This is a genomic window from Brachybacterium sp. EE-P12 (genome assembly GCF_003711805.1).
Taxonomy (GTDB): Bacteria; Actinomycetota; Actinomycetes; order Actinomycetales; family Dermabacteraceae; genus Brachybacterium.
Map to the genome: position 1 here is coordinate 205,952 of NZ_QXCP01000006.1, position 21,927 is coordinate 227,878.

Sequence of the window (21,927 nt, forward strand, 5' to 3'; positions counted from 1 at the left end):
GTGTGGATGCCGGAGGTGATGTCCTGTGGCCGATCATGCCGTGCGGGTCCTCCCGTGATCGCCATCCACATCTTCGCCACCATCACGCCAGGTGAACGGCTGGTATCCACAGAATGTGGGTTCATTGTGAATGTGGGCGGAGTATTCCTCCACACCCCATGGTTATCCACATTCTGAGCGGGATGCGCTGAAATGCTGGCGATTGTCGTGAGGGTGTTCTAAAATGGTGCGCACGTCGAATAGTCCACGCGAGTACGCAGGCGAGTCTGCGCGGTGGCGAGCACAGGAAGGGAGGGATCATGGGATACGACGTCTACGCCCCGGATCTCTTCGATGCTGCTGATGTCGCCGACGGCACCGCAATTCCCGACGGCACCGCTGGCGCCGCAGGCGCCACGCACGCCACCGCTGCCGCCGAACGTTTCGACCTGACCGGGCCGCCCCGTCGGCCCGTCCGCGCACGCCGCCCCCTCACCCCGCAGTCGCTCGTCGAGCGCGCGGACCTCGCCCCGCACACGGCCGAGGCCGAGACCGTGCTGCGCATCTACCGTCGCCGCCGCGAGCAGCACGCCGCGCTCTACGTCGCCGAGATGCAGGACCTCGCCTCCCTCTGGTGCGAGGACGATGGCGGAGACGAGAAGGCCCTGAACGCCCTCGGCGCCGCGGTCGGTCTGCGCACGAAGCTCGGCCGCGGCGAGAACCGGCTGCGCGACGCCCACGTCGCGGTCACCGACCTGCCCGCCTGCTTCGCCCGCGTCGGTGAGGGGGAGCTTCCCGTCGACTGGTTCGAATGGCTCCTGCGCAGCGTCCTGCGACTGACCGCGCATCAGCGCCGGCAGGTCGACGAACGGGTGGCCGCCTGGCAGCTCGAGGCCATCGACGTCGAGCGCTTCTACCGCGAGCTCCGTCTGCTCATCGGCTGGTTCGGCCATGCCGCCGTGCGGGAGACGTCTCAGGAGCAGCGCGGGGTGTTCGTGCGCCCGTCCGAGGACGGCGACGGCACCGCCTGCCTCTCCGTCGTGGGCCCCGCCCCGGAGATCCTCGCCCTCGGGCAGCGTCTGGACGCGGCCGCCCGTGCCGTCCAGGACGCGCAGCGCCGCGCTCTCGAGTCCGGCACCGCGGTCCCCTTCGACCTCGACGGGGAGGCGGCCGCACAGGGACGGCACCTGTCGCTGTCGGCGCTGCGCTACGCGATCCTCACCCGCACGGAGCTCGGCACCGGCAGCATCGAGGTCCCCGAGCCGGCCTTCCGCCTCTCCGTGGTCGTGCCGGTGCTCTCCCTGCTCGGTCTCTCCCATGCGCCCGCGACCCTCGACGGCACCATCCCGATCCCCGCGCGCATGGCGCGGGAGCTCGTCGCCAAGGCGCCCGCCTTCGAGCGCGTGCTCGCCGACGCCGCGACCGGCGAATACCACCACGCCGCCTCGAAGACCTACCGCGTCAGCCGCGCGATGGCCGAGAACCTGCGCCTGATCGATCCGGTCTGCGCGCTCCCCGGCTGCTCCCGCAACGTCATGACCGTCGGCGAGAGCGACCACATCGAGGAGTTCGACCACGAGCATCCCGCCCGCGGCGGGCCCACCGAGATCGGCAACCTCCACCGGCTCTGCCGCATCCACCACCGCATGAAGACCGCAGGCCTGCTCGACCCGGAGCGGGACGAGTCCACCGGGGTGACCCGGTGGAGGATCGGCGGCCTCGCCGTCTGCGACGCGAGAACCGGCGGTGACCTCGTCACGCGCGAGCTCGCCGAGCAGCTCGAGGCGGCCTGGGACCGGTATCTCACCGACCAGCAGCTCGAGGCGATGGAGCGCCAGGGCGAGTTCGCCGAGACCGAGCAGGACCGCGCCGACCACGCCGAGGAGATGCGCTGGGGCGAGCACGTGATGGAGTACTGGTCCCGCCCGGACACCGGCGGGCCCGACGATCCCGGCCCGCCGGGGCTCGACCCGCGCGACGGCGTCGGCCCGCCGCCCTTCTGACGCCGCACGTACCCTGACCGGATGACCCGATCTCGCACCCTCGACGAGCTCGACTGGCCGCTGCGCAGCGCACGGCTCACCCTCCGGCCGGGCCGCAGCGCGGACGCCGAGGAGGTCTGGCCCTGGTACCGGCTGCCCGAGGTGCAGGAGTACACCACCACGCTCAGCCCCACTCTCGCCGACCACCGGACCTGGTGGGACGGCGGCCTGGAGACCCGCGTCGTGGGACTGCAGGAGGGCCGGATCGTCGCCGCGGGCAAGGTCGCACGGCAGGACGCCTGGTCCCAGGCCGAGATGCGCGAGCAGGCCGCAGGGCGGCAGGCCGAGATCGGCTGGGTGCTCGACCCCGCCGTCCAGGGCCGCGGCCTCGGCACCGAGTTCGCCGCCGCCCTGCGCGACATCGCCTTCGACGGGCTCGGCGTGCGCCGGATCGAGGCGTCCTGCTTCGCCGAGAACCACGCCTCGCGTCGCGTCATGGAGAAGATCGGCCTGCGACTCGAGGGCATCTTCCGCGAGGAGTCCCTGCACCGCAGCGGCCGCTGGCTCGACGGGGCGAGCTACGCCCTGCTCGCGAGCGAGCCCCGGCCCCCGCTCGCCCGCTGACGCCGGCTCAGGCCCAGTTCGCGGCGTCGGTCAAGCAGAACGGGTGCGTTCACCGCCGCCGCCGGGGAATACTGGAGCAATGACCGCCGACCCCCGCAGCCTCACCGCCACCTTCACCGTGCAGATGACCCCCGACGCCCCCGTCCCCGGCGCCGCCGACCGCTTCACTCTGACCAAGACCTGGGCCGGCGAGGTCGAGGGCACCTCCCGCGGCACCATGCTGACGGCCGGGGACCCCGAGAGCGGCAGCGCCGGCTACGTGGCGATCGAGCTCTTCGAGGGCACGCTCGGCGGCCGCGCCGGCACGCTCGCCCTCCAGCAGCTCGGCACGATGGCCGACGGCCGCCCCGCCCTGCGGTACGTGATCGTCCCCGGCTCCGGCACCGCCGAGCTCGCGGACGCCACCGGCACGCTCGAGATCGGGGAGATCCACGACGACGGCCGTCACGAGGTGCGCCTCACGCTCGGCTGAGCACCGTCGCCGGCACTAGAGTCGTCGCCATGACCACCGTCGTCCTGCCCGGATCGTTCGACCCCTTCACACTGGGGCACCTCGACCTCACCCGCCGCGCGACGGCGCTCGGGCACCACGTGATCGTCGCCGTCTCCCACAACCCCTCGAAGCAGGGGCTGCTCGACCTCGAGGCGCGCACCGCCGCGATCCGCGGATCCCTCGCGCAGGAGGGTCTCGAGGGTGCCGCCGAGGTGCGCACCCTGCCGCACGGACTGCTGGTCGACTTCTGCCGCGAGGTCGGCGCGGGAGCCGTCGTGCGGGGGCTGCGCTCCCAGCTCGACCTCGCCTACGAGGAGCCGATGGCGCGGATGAACCACCACCTCGCGGGGATCGACACGATCTTCCTGCTCACCGCCTCGAGCCTCGCCCACATCTCCTCCTCGCTCGTGCGGGAGGTGCATGCGCTCGGCGGTGACGTCTCCGACATGCTCCCGGCCGCCTCCCTGGAGGCGCTGCACGCCGACTCTGACCTACGCTGAGCAGATGACCACCGACGACATCCCCACCTCGCCGCTCGACGACGCCCTGCGCTTCGACGCCGTCGACCTCGTCGGCCGCACCGGCACCCACCGCCGCGTCGAGCGCACCGTCCCCGCCCCGGCCCGCGAGGCCGGTGGACTCGCGATGCAGGTCCCCGAGGGCGACGACATCGCCGTCGAGATCGAGCTCGAGTCCGTGGTCGAGGGCATCTACGTCCACGGCACCGTCACGGCCGAGCTCGAGGGCGAGTGCTCCCGCTGCCTCGACCCCGTCGAGCAGGACGTCGACGTCCGCCTCGACGAGCTGTTCCTCTACCCCGAGAAGGTCCGGGCGGAGGAGCGCGAGGACGCCGTCCTGCTCGAGGACGACGAGGTGCACCTCGGCCCGCTCGTGCGCGACGCGCTCGCGATGGAGGCCGACGAGCGCCCCCTGTGCCGCGAGGACTGCCCCGGCCTGTGCGCCCAGTGCGGCTTCCGCATGGAGGACGATCCCGAGCACCACCACGAGGTGATCGACGAGCGCTTCGCCGCGCTGAAGGGCCTGTTCGACGACGACGCGCAGGGCGAGGACGCGCAGGACGGGAAGGCCTGATGGCGCGCAGGCGCCGCGCCACCGAGGCCGCCGCCCCGCAGGGTCTGCTGGACTCCCTGCCGCTGGACGCCGGGCAGGCCGCGGACCTCGAGGGCTCCGGCCTGCTCGAGCTGGCGCTGACCCACCGCTCCTACTCCTACGAGCACGACGGCCTGCCGCACAACGAGCGGCTCGAGTTCCTGGGCGATGCCGTGCTGCAGCTGGCCGTCACCGAGCACCTCTACGCCGCTCACCCCACGCTCCCCGAGGGCGACCTGGCCCGGCGCCGCGCCGCGACCGTCTCCACCCGGGCGCTCGCCGTGATCGCCTCCCGCCTCGACCTCGGCGCCTACGTGCGCCTGGGCCGCGGCGAGGACCTCACCGGCGGCCGCTCCAAGGCCTCGATCCTCGCCGACACCACCGAGGCCGTGATCGGCGCGGTCCACCTCGCGCTCGGCCAGGACGTCTCGCGCCGCTTCGTGCTGGACCTGCTCAGCCCCCTGCTGGACTCCGACGAGTTCCTCGAGGCCGGCTACGACTTCAAGTCCCGCCTGCAGGAGATGGCCGCCGCCGAGGGGCAGACCGTCGCCTACCGGATCACCGAGTCCGGGCTCGAGCACTCCAAGACCTTCAGCGCGACCGTCACCGTCGAGGGGCTCGTCACCGCCCGCGGCGAGGGGGCCTCGAAGAAGGACGCCGAGCTCGCCGCCGCCCAGAACGCGGTGCGCGGGCTGCTCGCCGAGCGCGGCGAGTCCCTGATCCCGAGGGGCTGAGCGGTGCCCGAGCTGCCCGAGGTCGAGGTGGTGCGGCGCGGTCTCGAGCCCCGCACCGTCGGCCGCACGATCACTGCGCTCGAGCTGCTCGATCCGCGCATCATCCGTCGGCAGCACGGGGGAGAGGACCGCCTCCGCGCCGCGCTGGTGGGCTCGCGGCTCACCGCCGTCGCGCGCCGCGGGAAGTTCCTGTGGTGGCGGCTCGCCGATGCGGACGGCGCGGAGACGGGCGAGGCCCTGATGGGGCACCTCGGCATGAGCGGCCAGCTGCGGATGAGCACGCCGGGCGCCCTCCCCGCACCGGCGGTCACGGGCTCCGAGGGGCCGGCCTCGGACCCGCTGCGGCACCGCCGCCTCTCCCTCCACCTGGACGACGGCGCCCGGGTGGACCTCGTGGACCAGCGGCTCTTCGGCGGGCTCTGGACCAGCCCGCTGCTCGAGGCGGCCGACGGCGCGCTCGCGGGCGTGGGCAGTCCCGACGCTCTGCTGCCGGAGGGTGCGGCGCACATCGCGCGCGACCTGCTGGACCCGGCCGCGGACCTCCCCGCGATCGCCCGCGCCCTGCGCGGCAGGCGGAGCGCCGTGAAGACCCTGCTGCTGAACCAGGAGATCGTCTCCGGGATCGGGAACATCTACGCGGACGAGGCGCTGTGGGCGGCCCGCACCCGGTACGACACCCCCGGCACCGCGCTGAGCCAGCGCCGTGCGCTCGCGATCCTCCGCGCCGCCCGCGAGGTGATGGAGCGGGCGCTCGAGGTGGGCGGCACGAGCTTCGACGCGCTGTACGTGAACGTCGACGGGCGCAGCGGGTACTTCGCCCGCTCGCTCAGCGCCTACGGGCGCGAGGGGGAGCCGTGCCCGCGCTGCGGGAGCACGATGCGGCGCGTGATGCACGGCGGTCGCTCCTCCCACTACTGCCCGCGGTGCCAGCGCCGACGCTAGTACCTTCCGGTCGGGAGAACTGATGCGGACAGGTCGTGTCGAGCGGCAGCTTCTGCGAGGTCCTTCGACCGGCGAGGTCGCCGGATCATGAGCCGAAGACGAGGGTCCTGACGTGGTCGATGACCTCGTGGAGCTCGTCGTAGTCGCGAACGGCCGGATCTGCGACGACAAGGTTCCACAGCGTCGCGATGCCGGCCAGCAGTGCGAACACGACGACGGAGACGATCAGCCCAATCACGGCGGTGCGGGTGCCGTGATCGCTGCGACGCAGTCCCGCCCCGGCGATGGCGATTCCGGCGGCGGCGAGAAGTGCCGGGACGACACCGATGTAAGGGATGAGAAGCAGGGGAGGTGAGGCGACCAGGGCGGCCAGGCACAGCACGAGGGCGAGGACGCCGCTGCCGGCAGCCGACCGGCCGGGCCAGGCAGGGGAGGACTCGTCGTGCTTCTGGACGTCGACGGGACGGTGCTGTTCCGGGTGCTCAGTGGACATGGGCTTCTCCTTCTCGATGCAGCGGTGTCTCAGACGCGGGTGTCGCGGTGCTCGAGGACGGCTGTGGTGCAGAGGACGAGCACCACGGTCCCCAGCGCTGCTGCGATGAGGATCGCCGCGACGTCGCCGCCGGTGATGGTCCCCTCATCGACGAAGGACCCGGTGCCCAGCAGCGCAGTGCGCGTGGCCAGCCCGTAGGGCGAGACGAGAGCGGCGTTGCCTGCGACCATGAGGGCGGCCGTCGAGAACCCGGAGGCCAGGAGAGCGACGGCGATCGGCACGGCGAAGGAGCGCATGAGCATCGACAGGCCGGACTGGAGCACCGCGGCTGGGACGGTGGCGACCACGAGCAGAGCCGTGATGCTCAGGTGCTGACTGTCCGGCATGCCCTCGAGGCTGAAGGCGAGCTTGCCGATGGCGAGCACTGACAGATAGAGGATGATCTGCATGAGCGCCGTCAGCCCGGCGATGACGGCAGCCTTGGCCACCACGATGCGCAGTGATGAGGCGGGACTGCTCATCAGGGCGTTCCAGTTGCTGCCGCGGTGCTCGACGCGCCAGACGAGCGAGCCGAGGACGGCGATGCCGACGGCGAGCGGGAACAGGCCGTAGAAGCCGACCGACTGCAGCCACACGGTGTCCCAGCCGTCCTCGGGCGTCGTGCCGTCGGCGAGCTGAGTGGCCGCGCCGGCGAGGACGAGCACGACGGGCAGACCGATGACGATCGGCCAGGCGAGGGAGCGCTTGAGCTTGATGAGTTCGGCGGTCAGTGCATCCATGTCAGGCCTCCTGACGGTCGAAGCGGTCGGTGACGAGGGCGAAGGCGATCCCGATGACGACGGCCAGAGCGATGATGCTCGGGTAGCAGACGTCCACGGCGATGTAGCCGCCGCCGCCGTAGTCAGCTGCCGTGGCCAGTGCGTAGTAACCCCATGGAGTCACGTGCGCGGCGGCGGTCGGCAGGCCCTGGGAGAACACGGCGAGAACGCATCCGAGGACGCCGATCCCCAGGGCCACGAGCTGGTTCTCGACCTTCGCAGAGACGAGGAGATGAAGTGCGAGGACGACCAGGTTGACCGCGAGCATGCACAGGGTGAAGACGGTCCAGCGCCCCAGCGGCGGCGGTGCGAGGATCCCGACCAGCAGCTTCCCGCTGAGGATCACGAGCAGACCGGTGCCCAGGGTGGTCACGGTGACGACGAGGCCGAGGGCGACGAGCTTGGCTCGGCACATCACGCCGGGGGTGATCCCGGCCGTGGCCTGCGACAGCCAGCCGTTCCCGGTGTGCTCGACCTCGGTCAGCCGGGAGGCGATGACGGCCAGCAGCAGCGGACAGATCAGCGGGATGCCCAGCGACATGCCCGCCAGCAGAGCGTTCCAGGCTCCGGGGCTGCCGGGGTCGAAGTCGGGGCTGGAGACCACGGTGAACAGCGACAAGCCGAGCACGGCCAGAGTCATGAGCACCGCGATGAGCCAGACGCGCAGGCGTCGCATCTTGGCGAACTCGTTCGCCACAGCCGCCCCGCTCACAGCCGACCTCCCGCGGTGAGCGACATGAAGACTTCCTCGAGGGTCTGCTCGTCCCGGCGGACCCCGAAGACGCCCACGCCTTGGCCGACCAGAGCGGCGACGACCCCAGCGGTCTGACGGTCATCGAGCCCCGGGACGGTGACTTCGTCCGCCTCGGTCAACTGCGCGCCGTGGCCACGAAGCACTGCAGCGGCAGCGTGCGGGTCCGTGCAGGTGAAGACGACGTCGGGAGTGGAAGCGGCCATGAGCTCAGCTCTGCTGCCCTGGAAGATCATCCGCCCGCCGGAGAGGATGCCGAGCATGTCGGCGGTCTTGTCGATCTCGCCGAGCAGGTGCGAGGAGACCATCACCGTCACGCCGTCGTCGGCCAGCCGCCGCAGCAGGGTGCGCATCTCCTCGATCCCGGCTGGATCGAGGCCGTTGGTGGGTTCGTCGAGGATGAGCAGCTTCGGCTCTCGTGCCAGGGCCATGGCGATGCCCAGGCGCTGCTTCATGCCCAAGGAGTAGTCACGGACCTGCTTGGTCATCTGGTCCTGGAGGCGCACGGCGCGTACTGCGACGTCGATCTGCTCGGTCGTGAGCCCCAGCAGGCGTTTCACGAGAGCCATGTTCTCGGCTCCGGTGAGGTGGGCGTACCCGGGCGGTGCTTCGATGAGCGAGCCGATGTCGCCCAGCAGCTCTCGGCGGGAGCTGCGGCTCATCGGCCGGCCCATGAGCTCCACCTGTCCGGTCGAGGGCTGGATGAGCGAGAGCAGCATCTTCATCGTCGTGGACTTGCCGGCTCCGTTGGGGCCGAGGAAGCCGTAGACGCAGCCGGCGGGGATGTGCAGGTTGAGATTCTCGACGACGATGTGCCTGCCGTAGCGCTTGGTCAGGTTCGTGGTCTCGACGATGGCTGAAGACATGCTTCGACCATCCCGCTGCCGGACTCAGATCTCATCTGGCCACGGGCCCATCTCGAGCTATCACTCCAGGAGTAGGCGCTTCCTGCCGTATGCCTGAAGTGATAGACGGCCGGCCGTCCTCCTCACGCGCCACCGGCTCGGATCAGGCCTGTCTCGTAGGCCAGGACCACCGCCTGGACCCGGTCACGCAGGTCGAGCTTGGTCAGGATCCGACCGACATGGACCTTGACCGTGCCCTCGGCGAGGCCGAGCTGGTCGGCGATCTCGGAGTTGGACAGTCCTCGGGCGATGTGTGCGAGCACGTCGTGCTCTCGAGGGGTCAGCTCCTCGAGCCGCGTGGTGGGTGCAGCGCTCGTCTGCCCGGGGCGAGAGCGGGCGAAGTGGCTGAGCAGGCGGCGGGTCGTGCTCGGTGCCACGACTGCATCGCCGGCGTGGACGTGTCTGATCGCCGTGGCGAGCTCCTCGACCGGGGTGTCCTTGAGCAGGAAGCCCGAGGCTCCCGCCCGCAGACCGTCGTAGGCGTACTCGTCGAGGTCGAAGGTGGTCAGGATCAGCACCTTCGGCGGGTCATCCAACCCGGTGATGGCGCCGGTCGCCTCGACGCCGTTCATCCTCGGCATTCGCACGTCCATGAGCACCACGTCGGTCTCCACGGTCGCGACGAGTTCGAGAGCGGTGTCGCCGTCGTCGGCCTCGGCCACGATCTCGACTCCCGACTGGGATTCGAGCACCATGCGGAGTCCCGCACGGATCATCTCCTGATCATCGACCAGCAGCACACGTACCGTCATCCTCGTCCTTCTCCGATCGGCAGCACGGCCCGCATCTCGAATCCTCCGCCGGGGCGCTCGCCGGTCGACAGGACTCCGCCGTGGGAAGCGACCCGCTCGCGCATCCCGACCAGTCCGTGTCCGTCGTCGTTCGCGGGCTCCTGCGGTCCCCGGCCGTCGTCGGCCACGCTCATCGTGAGCGTGTCGTCCGTGATGTGCAGACCCACGTCGACGTGGGAGACGTCGTCGCCGGCGTGCCTGCGCACATTGGTCAGCGCCTCCTGCGCCAGGCGGTAGACCGTCAGCTGGAGACCTTCGGGGAGTCCGGCGTGCTCTCCCTCGTTCGTCAGCGTCACCGGCAGACCGGCGGCACGGGTCTGCTCGACGAGCACCGGGAGCTGCGCGATGCGCGGCTGAGGCGCGTGCGAGCCCGGCTCGTCCTCGCGCAGCACGCCGAGCATGCGTCGCATGTCCGACAGAGCGGTGCGACCCGTGTCACGGGCGGTGAGCATCGCCGACTTCGCCGTGTCCGGATCGGAGTCGACCTTCGACGCGGCCCCGTCGGACATGAGCACGACGACGCTGAGGCTGTGGGAGACGATGTCGTGGATCTCGCGGGCGATGCGTGCCCGTTCCGAGGCCGCGACGATGGTCGCCTGGGCCTCCTTCTCCCGCGCCAGCTGCTCGGTCTGCTCACGGAGGCCGTCGATGTGGCGGCGGCGAATCTGTACGAGCCGACCCCAGGTCCAGCACCACAGCGTCACGACGATCAGGAGGCCGAGCTGTCCGATGTCGATGAAGTCCTGGCCCAATCTCGGCGTGACCGTGGCCAGGAGCCAGACGATCGTGGCGACCGTGCCGGCCGACGAGACCCACCAGATGAGCAGGGACGCGGCGTTGTAGACGGCGAACAGCAGCATGGCGTCCGCCGGAAGGAGCGGGGCGCCGAGCAGAAGCTGGGCCGAAGCGGCCAGCAGCATGATGCCGAGGACTCCCAGCGGGTAGCGGCGACGCAGCACGTAGGCTCCGCAGATCGCCGCCGAGACCAGGAGCAAGGCGATGCCCTGCGGGGCGCCTGCGGCATAGAGGGGGATGATCGGCACGCTGTACAGGTACACGCCGACGGCGATCAGGACGTCGACCAGCCACATCCGCTCAGACAGCCAGGAACCCGGTGGTGGGGCGTCATTCCCTGCCGCAGAGCTGCCGTCGGTGCTTGCAGCAGTCACCGGTGCCGGGGGGAACATACGATCCAACGTAACCGGTCGGGTTCGGGAAGGTCCTCCCTCGCCGCGACATCGGCCCAGACGACAGGACGCGGTCCGGCACCGGTGCGATAGATTGCTCAGCGCCCGAGGACTCGAGGAAGGACGCCCCGTGACAGCGACCCAGCAGGACGGCCCGATCCGCGTGATGCTCGTCGACGACCATGAGGTGGTCAGGCGCGGCATCGTCACCGCGATCGACGCGAGCCCCGCGCTCACCGTGATCGGCGAGGCCTCCTCCGTCGCCGAGGCGACCCGTCGCCTCCCGGCCATCCGCCCGCAGGTGCTGCTGGTGGACCTGCAGCTGCCCGACGGCACCGGCATCGACGTCATGAAGAAGGCCCGCGAGCTCGATCCGGAGCAGCGGATGCTGGTGCTGACCAGCTTCGACGACGACGCCGCGCTGCGCGAGTCCCGCGCGGCCGGCGCCGCGGGACTGATCCTGAAGTCCTCCCGCTCCCAGGAGATCATCGAGGCGATCCAGGCCGTGCACGTGGGGCGCTCCGTCTGGCCGGCCGACCACGTCGAGGACGGCCCGGACCTGTCCGAGTCCGATCAGCGGATCGTCGAGCTGATCGGCGACGGGCACTCCAACCGCGAGATCGCCGACGCGCTCGGCATCGCGGAGAAGACCGTGAAGAACCGCGTCACCGTGATCCTGCAGACCCTCGGGATGCAGCGCCGCACGCAGGTCGCCGCGATGGTCGCCGCCCGCCGACGGGCCGGCTGGAAGCCGCAATGAGCTGAGCTCAGGCCGTCGGCAACGTCACCCGCCAGGAGATCATCGTCCCCGGCTCGAGGCTGATCGCGTCCACCCAGCCCGAGTGGCGCCGGGCGCGCGAGGACATGTTCGCGAGTCCCGAGCGGCGCCGCACCGTCGGGTCGATCCCGCGGCCGTTGTCCGAGACGTTCACCTGCACCACCCGGTCCACGCCCTCGGAGAACACGCTCACGGAGACCGCGACCGCGCTCGCATGCGCGTGACGCGCGGCGTTGGCGAGGCACTCGCGCACCACTGCCACCACATCGTCGGCGATCTCCGGCGGCAGCTCCGCGTCCATCTGGGCCGGATGCGGCGGCAGGCGCAGCGAGGGCACGAAGCCGAGCCCGGCGGTGGCGAGCCCCACCTCGCGGCGCAGCTGCTCTGTGAGCGTGGCCTCGGAGCGCTCGCGGCGCAGGGACTGCACGATCAGCCGGATCTGCGCGACGGCGTTCTCGACCCCCTGCACGGAGGCGGCGACCGAGGAGCGGATCCGGGCCTTCGACGGGGTGACGTCCGGGGAGCCGAGCGAGTCCACGAGCCCCTCGAGCTCCATGCCGACGGCGAACAGCTCCTGGATCGCGAGGTCATGCAGGTCGCGGGCGATGCGGCCGCGCTCGTCGTCCATCTCGGTGTCGGCGCGCAGCGTCGGGGCGCGCAGGGTGAGGCCGACCAGCCCCGCGAGCGCGTCGAGGCGCTCCCGGTCCGCGTCGGTGAACGCCTCGGAGCCCCCGGGGCGCAGCACGCCGAGCAGTCCGGTGCCCTGCTCGGCCGCGTCGATCACGGCGAGCAGCACCCGGCACGTCTCCTCGCCCACGGGGAGCGTGTCGATCGCCTCGAGGGACTCGGCGTCGGCCTGCTCGAGCGCCGCGCCGACGGGATCATCCGCGGGGACCTCCTCGCCGAGGAGGGTGGCGGCGTCGGATCCGTCGACCATCTCGATCGTCCAGGAGTCCCGGTCCAGCGGCAGCACCAGCAGGGCGCTGCGCGCGCCGAGATCGGTGCGGGCCGAGTGCACCATCAGCTCGAGCAGGTCCTCGGTCTCGCCGCCGGCGAGGACGGCGCCGGCGAGGTCCTGGATGCGGGGTCGCTCTCTCATCTCGTCTCCTCGAGGGCGGTGCGGGCATCGGGCAGCAGGCGCAGCACGGGCGTGCCGGCGGGGATCGCCTCCTCGCGGTGGGTGACCACGACGACGGTGCTCGAGCTCGGGACGAGGGACTCGTCGCCGCGGCGCAGCAGGGCGCCGAGCAGGGCGTCGCCGAGCGCGGTGTCGAGATGCTCGGTCGGCTCGTCCAGCAGCAGCACCGGGCCGCGGCGCAGCACGGCGCGGGCCAGCAGCAGGCGGCGCCGCTCCCCGCCGGAGACGGTGGTCCCGTCGGGGCCGAGCACCGTGTCGAGCCCGCGGGGGAGGGTGCGCACCCAGTCCTCGAGGCCGACGGCGGCGAGCGCCGCGAGGACGGTGCCGTCCCCGAGGTCGCCGCGCACCACGCGGAGGTTCTCCCGCAGCGTCGTCGCGAAGACGTGCCCGTCCTCGGCGAACATCGTCACCGCCTCGCGCAGGGAGGCGGCGTCGGTGCGGACCTCGCCGCCGAGCGGGGCGAGGAGCCCGGCGAGGGTCGCCAGCAGCGTCGACTTGCCGCTGCCGGAGGGGCCGACGACGGCGAGGCGCGTGCCCGGGGGGAGGTCGAGGTCGAGGCCCGCGACGCGCGGGGAGCCCGCGGACCAGCCGGCGGTGAGCGCACGCGCCTGCAGGCTCGCGCGCTGGGGGCGCTCGGCCGGCACCGGAGGGGCCGGGTCGGCCTCGGGCTCCCCGGCGACCGCGTCGAGCCGCTCCGCGGCGGCGCGGGAGCGGGCGTGCTGGGTCGCGGCGGCCGGCAGGGCGGTCGCCGCCTCGAAGGACGACAGCGGCAGCAGGAGCAGGATCCCGATCTGGCCGGCGGAGAGATCCCCGGCGGTCCAGGCCGTCCCCGCGGCGAGCAGGGATCCGAGCACCGCCAGGACCATGCTCGCGGGCACCGCGGCTGCGGCGAGGGCGGCGGGGCGGGCGGCGCGGTCGATCGCCGCGTCGTGCGCGGCCTGAGCCCCGTCGAGCCGGTCGAGCGCGGCGTCGAGCCGGCCGTCGACCCGCAGCGCGGTCGCGTCGTCGAGGATCTCGAGGGACTGCGCGGTCACGGCGGAGCGGGTGGTGAGCACGGCCTGCTCGGTCAGGGCCGCGGCGCGGTGCGCGAACAGCGGGGCGGCGACCGTGGCGAGGAGGAGGGCGAGGGCCATCGCCGCGGTCGCCGGCCACGACAGCGGTGCGAAGGTCGCGAGCACCACGACGAGCATGACGGCGGCGACGATCGCGGGCACGATCGCCTTGATGACGTGGTCGCCGAGCTCCTGCGCGTCGTCGCCCAGCCGGGCGAGCAGCTCGCCGCGTCGCAGCCGGGTCAGCGCGTCGTCCGTGCGGGCGGCGAGGGAGGTGAACAGCGAGGTGCGCAGCGAGACCACGCCGCGCAGCGCGACGTCGTGGGTGAGCATCCGCTCGAGCCAGCGGAACACGCCGCGGGAGACGCCGAGGGCCCGCACCATCACCACCGCGACGGTCAGGTCGAGCACGGGGGGCATCGTCCACGCCCGGGTGACCAGATAGGCGGAGACCGCCGCGAGGGCGAAGGCGGAGCCGAGGGTCGCGGTCGCGGCGAGCACCGCGGCGAGCAGGCGCGCCGGCGGGATCGCGAGCGCGTGCTCGGCTCGGCGCAGCGCATCGGCGGGAGCGGCGGGGACGGGGGAACTCATGCGGCGGCCTCCACGGCGGCGACGTCGTCGGCCGCCTCGACCAGACGGGAGCGGTGCGCGATCACGAGCACGGTGCGTCCCTGGCCGCGCAGCGTCGCGATCAGGTCGAGGACCACCTGCTCCGCGGCCCCGTCGAGATGGGCGGTGGGCTCGTCGAGCACGACGAGCGGGGCGGGGGAGAGCATCGCGCGGGCGAGGGCGAGGCGCTGCCGCTCTCCCAGGGAGATGCCGCGGCCGGCGCGGCCCAGATCCGCGTCCCAGCCGCGCTGGGCGATGACCGGATCGAGGCCGACCGCGCTCGCGGCCGCCTCGATCTCCGCGTCGCTCGCGCCCGGCCGGGCGGAGGCGAGGACCTCGCGCAGCGTGCCGGGCGGCAGGACGGGGCGCTGGGGGAGGAGCGCGACCTGGTCCCACATGGTGCGGCGCTCGAGCTCGCGCACATCGACCGCGGCGCCGTCGGCGTCGATCACCTCGGCGCGGCCCGTGCCGGGCTCGAGCAGGCCCAGCAGCACCCAGGCGGCGGTGGTCTTGCCCGCGCCGGAGGGGCCGGTCAGGGCGGTGACCCGCCCGGGGCGCACTGCGAGGCTCGCCTCGTGCGGGGCGTGGCCGTCGCGGGAGGGGACGCTCACCCCGCGCAGGGCGAGGGTCGCGCCGCGCAGGTCCGGCGCGGGGCGGGTGCCGTCGGCCGGGGCCTGCTCGTCGAGCACCTCGAAGGCCGCGGAGACCGCGGCGAGGCCGTCGGTGGAGGCGTGGTACTGCGAGCCGACGTTGCGCAGGGGCTGGTACACCTCGGGAGCGAGCACGAGCACGGCGAGCGCCGGGGCGAGCTCCATCTCCCCGTACACCAGGCGCATGCCGATCGACACGGCGACCAGCGCGACGCACAGGGTGGCCAGCAGCTCGAGCACCAGCGAGGAGAGGAACGCGAAGCGCAGCGAGCCCATCGCGGAGGCGCGGTGGCGGTCGCCGAGGGCCGCCACGACCTTCTCGGGGCCCTTCTCGCGCCCCAGCGCGCGCAGCGTCGGGAGCCCGTCGACGAGGTCGATCAGCTGGGACCACAGGGCGCGCATGTCGGCCAGGAGCTTCTCCGAGCGGCCGACGGTCATCTTCCCGACCAGGATCATGAACAGCGGGATCAGCGGCAGGGTGAGCGTGGCGATCACGGCGCTGAGCGGGTCCAGCAGACCGATCGTGAGCAGGCACAGCGGGGTGACGGTGGCCGAGAGCATCAGCTGCGGCACATAGCCCACGAGATAGGGGCGGAGCTTCTCCAGCCCCGTGGTGGCCAGCGTCGTGAGATCCGCGCCGCGCCCCGCACCGGCGCGCGGGCCGAGCCGGGCGGCATGCCCGAGCACCCGGGCGCGCAGATCGCTGATCGCAGCGGTCGCGGCGCGGTGCGCGGTCGCCTCCTCGACGAGCACCGCCGCCGCGCGCACCGCGAGCGCCGCGACGAGCAGGCCGAGCCTCCCCGGGGTGTCCTGGGGGACGTCTCGCTCGACCAGCAGCCGCGCGCCGAGGTCCGCGATCACGAGCGCAGTGACGATCACGCACCCGGCCTGCACGAGGCCGAGCACCACGGTCCGTGCCACATGGGCGCGGGCGGCGCGCACCTCCCGCACCAGGCGCGGGTCCAGGGGCGCCCTGCTGGTGCGGGGCGGGGCGCTCCCGTCGCCTGCCGTCGTCGTCGGCCTCGCCGCGGTGGAGGTGGTCATCGAGATCGGCCCGTCAGCCCTGCTCGAAGGCGTCCCGGTAGCTCTGCTTCGCCTTCTCGACCAGGCCCGCGCCGGGGGCGGGGGAGTCCTCGTCGGTGATGCGGTGGCGGAAGACCCGGTAGGTCCAGATCGTGTACGCGATGACGATCGGCATCAGGATCGCGAGCGCGACGAGCATGACCGTCAGGGTGTGCTCGGTCGAGGAGGCGTTCGCGACGGTCAGCGAGTTCGCCGGATCGTTCGAGGCCGGCATGACGTACGGGAACAGGCCCCCGAACAGGGATATCGTCGCCGCCGTGATCGCGGTGGTCGTCGCGATGAAGGCGAGGCCCTCGCGCCGCGCGCGGCCCAGCGGCACCACGGCCACGAGTGCGACGGCGGCGATCGCGACGGGGATCAGGGTCAGCCACGAGTTCGAGTGCGCGAGCTGGAACCACAGCAGATAGGCGGCGCCGGCCACGATCGTCGGCCACACGAGCACTCCCGCGAGGCGGTGCGAGGCCTCCCGCAGCGGGCCGTCGACCTTCAGGGTCAGGTACAGCGTGCCGTGCAGCCAGAACAGCAGCACGAACACCAGCCCGCCCAGCAGCGCGAAGGGGTTCAGCAGCCCCAGCAGGGAGGTGGTCACCCAGTGGTGCTCGTCGATCGCCACGCCCGCGACGATGTTCGAGAAGGCCACTCCCCACAGCAGGGCTGGGGCGAAGCCGCCGATCACGTGCACCACGTCCCAGGAGGTGCGCCACCGGTCGGAGTCGTGCTTCTCCCGCCACTTGAAGGCGCACACCCGCACGATGAGCACCAGCAGCAGGAGCAGCAGCGCGAGGTAGAAGCCGGAGAACAGGGTCGCGTACCACTCGGGGAAGGCCGCGAACAGCAGCGCGCCGCCGGTGATCACCCAGACCTCGTTGCCGTCCCAGACGGGGCCGATGGTCTTCAGCACCGTGCCGCGGGCGCCGACGCCGCGGCGCCAGAACGCGGCCACGTTCATCTGCACGCCGAAGTCGAAGCCCTCGAGCACGAAGTAGCCCAGGAAGAAGAAGGCGATCAGCGCGAACCAGAGGGTCTGCAGGACGGTGGGGTCCAGCATGGTGTCCATGAGCAGGTGGTCCCTTCTCAGTAGTCGAAGGAGAGGGTGGGCGTGTCGAGCTCGTCCGTGTCCGGGTCGCGCTGCGGCAGGGGAGCGCCCTTCAGCGCGGCCTTCTGCATCATCCGGAACCAGATCACGGCCAGCACGCCGTAGACGAGCGTGAAGGCGACCAGCGAGGTGATCACCATCGCCGAGGGGTGGTTCGAGACGCCCTGGAGGGTCATGAGCCGCACCGTCGGGTCGTCGGGATTGGGGTGGACCACCCAGGGCTGACGCCCGATCTCGGTGAAGACCCACCCGGCGGAGTTCGCGAGGAACGGCATGGGGATCGCGAGCACGGCGAACCACTGGAACGCCTTCGAGCCCGTCGTGCGGGCGTGCTCGCCCTTGCCGCGGGTGACCCACAGCGCCCAGAAGGCGAGGATCCCGCTGAAGGCGGCCAGGCCCATCATCAGGCGGAAGGACCAGTAGGTCACGAAGAGGTTCGGGCGGTAGTCCACGGCGACCTCCTCGCCGTGGATGTTCACCGCGGTCTCCCCGAACTGCTCCTTGTACTGGGCGTTGAGGTCGTCGACCCCCTGCAGGGTCGCATCGAGGGTGTGAGTGGCGAGGAAGGAGGTCACGTAGGGGACCTCGATGAGGTGGGTGACGCCGTCGCAGTCGGTCGCGAAGGCGTCGGGGCCGCCGACGGAGAGGATCGAGAAGGAGGCCCCGGTCTCGGTCTCGCACAGCGCCTCGGCCGACGCCATCTTCATCGGCTGCTGCCGGAACATGATCTGGGCCTGGAAGTCGCCGGAGACGACGAGCACGATCGCCGAGACGAACATCGCGATCACGCCGAAGCGCACGACGGGACGGTAGAGATCCCGCGCGGCGCGGTGCTGCTCCTCGCCCTCGGGGGTCTCCAGCCCCGCCTCGCGGGCCGCCCGGTGGTGCTTCACCATGTGCCAGGAGGCGACGCCGGTGAGGAACGCGCCGGCCACCAGCCAGGCTCCGGAGATGACGTGCGGGAAGGCCGCGAGGGTGGTGACGTTCGTGAGGACGGCGAAGATCGATCCCTGGGACGGGTCGAGCTCGGCGCGCCCGGTCTCCGGGTTCAGCATCGCTCCGACCGGGTGCTGCATGAACGAGTTCGCGGCGATGATGAAGTACGCCGAGGCCATCGTGCCGATCGCGACCGCCCAGATCGTCAGCAGATGGATCTTCTCCGGCATCTTCCCCCAGCCGAAGATCCACAGCCCCAGGAACACGGACTCGAGGAAGAAGGCGGCGAGGCCTTCGAGGGCCAGGGGCGCGCCGAAGACGTCTCCCACGAAGCGCGAGTACTCCGACCAGTTCATCCCGAACTGGAACTCCTGGACGATGCCGGTGGCGATGCCGATGCCGAAGTTCACGATGAGCATCGAGCCGAAGAACTTCGTCATGCGGGTCCAGGCGTCCTTGCGCTGCACGTCCTTCGCGAAGACGGCGCGGGTGTGCATGATCGCGACCAGGAGCGAGAGCCCGATGGTCAGCGGCACGAAGATGAAGTGGTACACGGTGGTGATGCCGAACTGCCACCGTGCCAGGTCGAGGGCTTCCATGGATCCTCCCGGGAGAACGACACGCTGTCATGAAACCTAGGGGGCCGCGCGCACCTCCCCCGAGGACCATCGTCCCCCCGATCCACGGGATCTGTCCTCCCCGGTCCGGTGTGCGCGCTGTGCCATACTGGCCGAGGCGCTCTCCTGCTCCGTACCGGGCGGGGGAACCTCCCGGCGTCGTGACGTCGAGCACCGGCCACGCGGACTCACCGCGACCGCAGTGCTCCCCGCGATCGGCATCGCAGCGCTCCGAGCGGAGCTGCGCGACGGCGAGGGCCAGAGACTTCCGTCCCCAGGGACGATGACCAGACGGGGCCAGGGTGCGCTGGCCCTCCAGAAGGAGACGGCCGCATGGCTGACAGCACCCAGAACCCCGAGAACGACGCGTCGACCGAGTCGAGCGAGGGGGCCCCGCCCGCCCCCGCCGGACGCCGACGCCGGGCGGCAGGAGCCCCGGCCGGTGCCCCCGCCGTGACCCCGGAGCCCGTCGCGGCGCCGGAGGAGACCGCGCCCCGCACCGTCGTCGCCCCGCAGTCCGAGCAGCCCGCCGAGCCCGCGCCCGCAGCGCCCACCCGTCGCCGTCGCCGTGCCGGGGCGCCCGCGGGCGCGCCGACGTTCCAGGCGCCCGTCGTCGAGGAGCCTGCTGCCGAGGAGACGGAGCCCGAGGCGAATCCCGTCGTCGACGACCTGCGCGCCCTCGCCTCGGCGCGCGGCGCCGACGAGGGGACGGCGAGCGACGAGGACGAGGACCGCGCGCGCCGCCGCGAGCAGGTCCAGCTCGACTTCGCCTCCCTGCTCTTCCAGGCCCCGACGCCGCAGCCCCGCACGACGGTCGCCCCCCAGGACCAGGACCGGAGCGACGAGGAGTCCGACGCCGACTCCGACACGGCCTCCGAGGCCGATCCGTCCGAGGACGAGGCCGCCGCACCCTCGCGCCGCAGCCGCAGCCGGTCCCGCCGCTCCTCCCAGCACGAGGAGGACCGCCACCAGGACGACGACGGCTCCGGGGACGCGGAGGACACCGGCTCCGAGGACGGCTCCGACGACGACACCGGCTCCGACTCCGACTCCGAGGAGCGCTCCTCGGGCTCCTCGCGCCGGCGCCGCCGCCGCGGAGGGCGTGGCCGTCGCGGCCGCGGTCGCGGGGACGAGGAGGCGAACGGCGCAGAGAGCGCCTCGGACGAGGGCTCCTCCGACCAGGAGGACGCCTCCGCCCAGGACGACGACTCCCAGAGCGAGGAGGACGGCTCCGGCTCCTCCTCGAACGGCTCGAGCTCGAGCTCGCGCCGTCGGCGTCGCCGTCGCCGCTCCGGCAGCAGCTCGGACGACGGCTCCTCGCCGGACGATCCGCCGAACACGGTCGTCAAGGTGCGCGAGGCGCGGGACGAGGTGAAGGCCGTCAAGGGCTCCACCCGGCTCGAGGCCAAGCGCCAGCGCCGTCGGGAGGGCCGTGACGCCGGTCGTCGCCGCAACGTGATCACCGAGGCCGAGTTCCTCGCCCGTCGCGAGTCCGTCAAGCGCTCCATGGTGGTGCGCGAGCGCTCCGGCAGCACCCAGATCGCCGTGCTCGAGGACGACGTGCTCGTCGAGCACTACGTCGCACAGAAGTCGCAGACCTCGATGGTCGGCAACGTGTACGTCGGCAAGGTCCAGAACGTGCTGCCCTCGATGGAGGCGGCGTTCGTCGACATCGGGAAGGGCCGCAACGCCGTGCTCTACGCCGGCGAGGTCAACTGGGACGCGGTGGGCCTGGAGGGCCAGCCGCGCCGTATCGAGCTCGCGCTGAAGAGCGGCGACCCCGTGCTCGTCCAGGTCACCAAGGACCCGATCGGCCACAAGGGCGCCCGTCTGACCAGCCAGATCTCCCTGCCCGGCCGCTACGTGGTGTTCGTGCCGGGCGGGTCGATGACCGGCATCTCCCGCAAGCTGCCCGAGACCGAGCGCAGCCGGCTGAAGAAGATCATGCGCCAGATCATCCCCGAGGACGCGGGCGTCATCGTGCGCACCGCCGCCGAGGGCGCGAGCGAGCAGGAGCTCACCCGCGACGTCGAGCGCCTGCGTGCACAGTGGGAGAAGATCCAGAAGTCCCAGAAGTCGCGCTCGGCGCCGGTCGCCCTCTCGCAGGAGCCGGACATCGCCATCAAGGTCGTGCGCGACGTCTTCAACGAGGACTTCACCTCCCTGATCGTCGAGGGCGAGAAGGTCCACCGGGACGTCCACCAGTACGTCTCCGAGGTGGCCCCGGACCTGCTCGAGCGCGTGACCGCGCACGTCCCGACCACGCCCGGCAAGGACGTCTTCGCCAAGCACCGCATCGACGAGCAGCTCCTGAAGGCGATGGACCGCAAGGTCTACCTGCCCTCCGGCGGCTCGCTGGTCATCGACCGCACCGAGGCGATGACCGTCGTCGACGTGAACACCGGCAAGTTCACCGGCTCCGGCGGCTCGCTCGAGGAGACCGTCACCAAGAACAACCTCGAGGCGGCCGAGGAGATCGTGCGCCAGCTGCGCCTGCGCGACATCGGCGGCATCATCGTCATCGACTTCATCGACATGGTCCTCGAGGCGAACCGGGACCTCGTCCTGCGCCGCCTCGTGGAGTGCCTGGGACGGGACCGCACCAAGCACCAGGTCGCCGAGGTCACCTCCCTCGGGCTCGTCCAGATGACCCGCAAGCGCGTGGGGCAGGGCCTGGTCGAGACCTTCTCCACCACCTGCGAGCACTGCCACGGACGCGGCATGACCATCGACATGGACGCCGACGGCGGCCACACCCACCCCCAGGGCGGCGGCAGCGGCGAGGACGGCTCGAAGGGCTCCTCGCGCCGGCGTGGCCGACGCGGCCGCGGCGGGGCGAAGGACGAGGAGGAGCAGGGCGCCGAGGGCGCCGCCGAGGACAGCGGCGACGTCCATCGCCTCGCCGAGGACGAGGACAGCCGCGCGCTGGCCCGCGCGACGATCGCCTCGATCGCGGCGGCCTCCGGCAGCCAGGGCCAGCCCGAGGTGGTCGTCGACGGCGAGGCCGTCGAGGTCGCGGAGACCCCGGAGGACGCCGCCCCGTCCGAGGGGTGACGTGTTCCACAGGGTGTGACCGCGTTCTCGCAGGTCGCGGCGTGTCCGATGGTTGACCGGCCGTTCGCGGGATCGTAAGCTGTCCCGTGGCGCAAACGCGTCGCA

At 72.1% G+C, this 21,927-nt stretch carries 20 protein-coding genes; 9 read left to right on the plus strand and 11 right to left on the minus strand.

Going from position 1 to position 21,927, the window contains the following annotated elements; genetic code table 11:
• Nucleotides 1-299: 299 nt before the first annotated feature.
• From D1648_RS10425 to mutM, 7 genes are all read left to right on the plus strand, one after another.
• Nucleotides 300-1,982 (plus strand): HNH endonuclease, encoded by a 1,683-nt coding sequence (locus tag D1648_RS10425; protein ID WP_241155441.1) that lies wholly within the window; start codon nt 300-302, stop codon nt 1,980-1,982.
• Between the two features lie 21 nt (nt 1,983-2,003).
• Nucleotides 2,004-2,585, plus strand: coding sequence for a GNAT family N-acetyltransferase (locus D1648_RS10430; protein ID WP_122941463.1), 582 nt, complete (start codon nt 2,004-2,006; stop codon nt 2,583-2,585).
• A 79-nt stretch (nt 2,586-2,664) separates the two neighbouring features.
• Complete coding sequence (locus D1648_RS10435) at nt 2,665-3,057, plus strand: DUF3224 domain-containing protein (protein WP_122941465.1); 393 nt, start codon at nt 2,665-2,667, stop codon at nt 3,055-3,057.
• 29 nt (nt 3,058-3,086) lie between these two features.
• The gene (gene coaD / locus D1648_RS10440; protein WP_122941467.1) at nt 3,087-3,578 is read left to right on the plus strand and encodes a pantetheine-phosphate adenylyltransferase; all 492 of its coding nucleotides are present in this window, start codon (nt 3,087-3,089) and stop codon (nt 3,576-3,578) included.
• A 4-nt stretch (nt 3,579-3,582) separates the two neighbouring features.
• Nucleotides 3,583-4,170, plus strand: a complete 588-nt coding sequence (locus D1648_RS10445) for a DUF177 domain-containing protein (protein WP_122941469.1) — start codon at nt 3,583-3,585, stop codon at nt 4,168-4,170.
• Nucleotides 4,170-4,922 carry a ribonuclease III gene (rnc, locus tag D1648_RS10450; protein ID WP_122941471.1) on the plus strand — a complete coding sequence of 251 codons (753 nt, stop codon included), beginning with the start codon at nt 4,170-4,172 and terminating at the stop codon, nt 4,920-4,922. Before D1648_RS10445 ends, rnc begins: the two co-directional genes overlap by 1 nt.
• Before the next feature lie 3 nt (nt 4,923-4,925).
• On the plus strand, nt 4,926-5,864 hold the full coding sequence (gene mutM / locus D1648_RS10455) for a bifunctional DNA-formamidopyrimidine glycosylase/DNA-(apurinic or apyrimidinic site) lyase (protein ID WP_122941474.1): 939 nt from the start codon (nt 4,926-4,928) through the stop codon (nt 5,862-5,864).
• A gap of 85 nt (nt 5,865-5,949) precedes the next feature.
• Here mutM and D1648_RS10460 read toward each other — a convergent pair whose 3' ends face one another.
• From D1648_RS10460 to D1648_RS10485, 6 genes are all read right to left on the minus strand, one after another.
• Nucleotides 5,950-6,357: a hypothetical protein gene (locus tag D1648_RS10460; RefSeq protein ID WP_122941476.1), complete on the minus strand. Its 408-nt coding sequence runs from the start codon at nt 6,355-6,357 to the stop codon at nt 5,950-5,952.
• 29 nt (nt 6,358-6,386) lie between these two features.
• Complete coding sequence (locus D1648_RS10465) at nt 6,387-7,136, minus strand: ABC transporter permease (protein WP_122941478.1); 750 nt, start codon at nt 7,134-7,136, stop codon at nt 6,387-6,389.
• A gap of 1 nt (nt 7,137) precedes the next feature.
• Nucleotides 7,138-7,887 carry an ABC transporter permease gene (locus D1648_RS10470; protein WP_122941480.1) on the minus strand — a complete coding sequence of 250 codons (750 nt, stop codon included), beginning with the start codon at nt 7,885-7,887 and terminating at the stop codon, nt 7,138-7,140.
• The gene (locus D1648_RS10475) at nt 7,884-8,792 is read right to left on the minus strand and encodes an ABC transporter ATP-binding protein (RefSeq protein WP_122941483.1); all 909 of its coding nucleotides are present in this window, start codon (nt 8,790-8,792) and stop codon (nt 7,884-7,886) included. Before D1648_RS10475 ends, D1648_RS10470 begins: the two co-directional genes overlap by 4 nt.
• A 122-nt stretch (nt 8,793-8,914) precedes the next feature.
• Complete coding sequence (locus tag D1648_RS10480; RefSeq protein WP_122941485.1) at nt 8,915-9,583, minus strand: response regulator transcription factor; 669 nt, start codon at nt 9,581-9,583, stop codon at nt 8,915-8,917.
• Nucleotides 9,580-10,713, minus strand: coding sequence for a sensor histidine kinase (locus D1648_RS10485; RefSeq protein WP_241155443.1), 1,134 nt, complete (start codon nt 10,711-10,713; stop codon nt 9,580-9,582). Before D1648_RS10485 ends, D1648_RS10480 begins: the two co-directional genes overlap by 4 nt.
• A gap of 226 nt (nt 10,714-10,939) precedes the next feature.
• On the opposite strand from D1648_RS10485, the gene D1648_RS10490 reads away from it, so the two are divergent.
• Entirely contained in the window at nt 10,940-11,569 is a 630-nt protein-coding gene (locus D1648_RS10490) for a response regulator transcription factor (protein ID WP_122941490.1), read from the plus strand.
• Between the two features lie 7 nt (nt 11,570-11,576).
• On the opposite strand, the gene D1648_RS10495 is transcribed toward D1648_RS10490, so the two are convergent.
• From D1648_RS10495 to D1648_RS10515, 5 genes are read right to left on the minus strand one after another with little or no spacing between them, the layout of a single operon-like run.
• Complete coding sequence (locus tag D1648_RS10495) at nt 11,577-12,686, minus strand: sensor histidine kinase (protein ID WP_122941492.1); 1,110 nt, start codon at nt 12,684-12,686, stop codon at nt 11,577-11,579.
• Nucleotides 12,683-14,368, minus strand: coding sequence for a thiol reductant ABC exporter subunit CydC (gene cydC / locus D1648_RS10500; RefSeq protein ID WP_122941494.1), 1,686 nt, complete (start codon nt 14,366-14,368; stop codon nt 12,683-12,685). The genes D1648_RS10495 and cydC overlap by 4 nt, the downstream gene beginning before the upstream one ends.
• Nucleotides 14,365-16,080 carry a thiol reductant ABC exporter subunit CydD gene (gene cydD / locus D1648_RS10505; protein WP_122941496.1) on the minus strand — a complete coding sequence of 572 codons (1,716 nt, stop codon included), beginning with the start codon at nt 16,078-16,080 and terminating at the stop codon, nt 14,365-14,367. The genes cydC and cydD overlap by 4 nt, the downstream gene beginning before the upstream one ends.
• Nucleotides 16,081-16,093: 13 nt before the next feature.
• On the minus strand, nt 16,094-17,176 hold the full coding sequence (gene cydB, locus D1648_RS10510; RefSeq protein WP_164518677.1) for a cytochrome d ubiquinol oxidase subunit II: 1,083 nt from the start codon (nt 17,174-17,176) through the stop codon (nt 16,094-16,096).
• A gap of 17 nt (nt 17,177-17,193) precedes the next feature.
• Entirely contained in the window at nt 17,194-18,750 is a 1,557-nt protein-coding gene (locus D1648_RS10515; protein ID WP_122941498.1) for a cytochrome ubiquinol oxidase subunit I, read from the minus strand.
• Nucleotides 18,751-19,101: 351 nt separating this feature from the next.
• On the opposite strand from D1648_RS10515, the gene D1648_RS10520 reads away from it, so the two are divergent.
• Nucleotides 19,102-21,822, plus strand: coding sequence for an Rne/Rng family ribonuclease (locus D1648_RS10520; protein WP_122941500.1), 2,721 nt, complete (start codon nt 19,102-19,104; stop codon nt 21,820-21,822).
• Nucleotides 21,823-21,927: the final 105 nt, after the last annotated feature.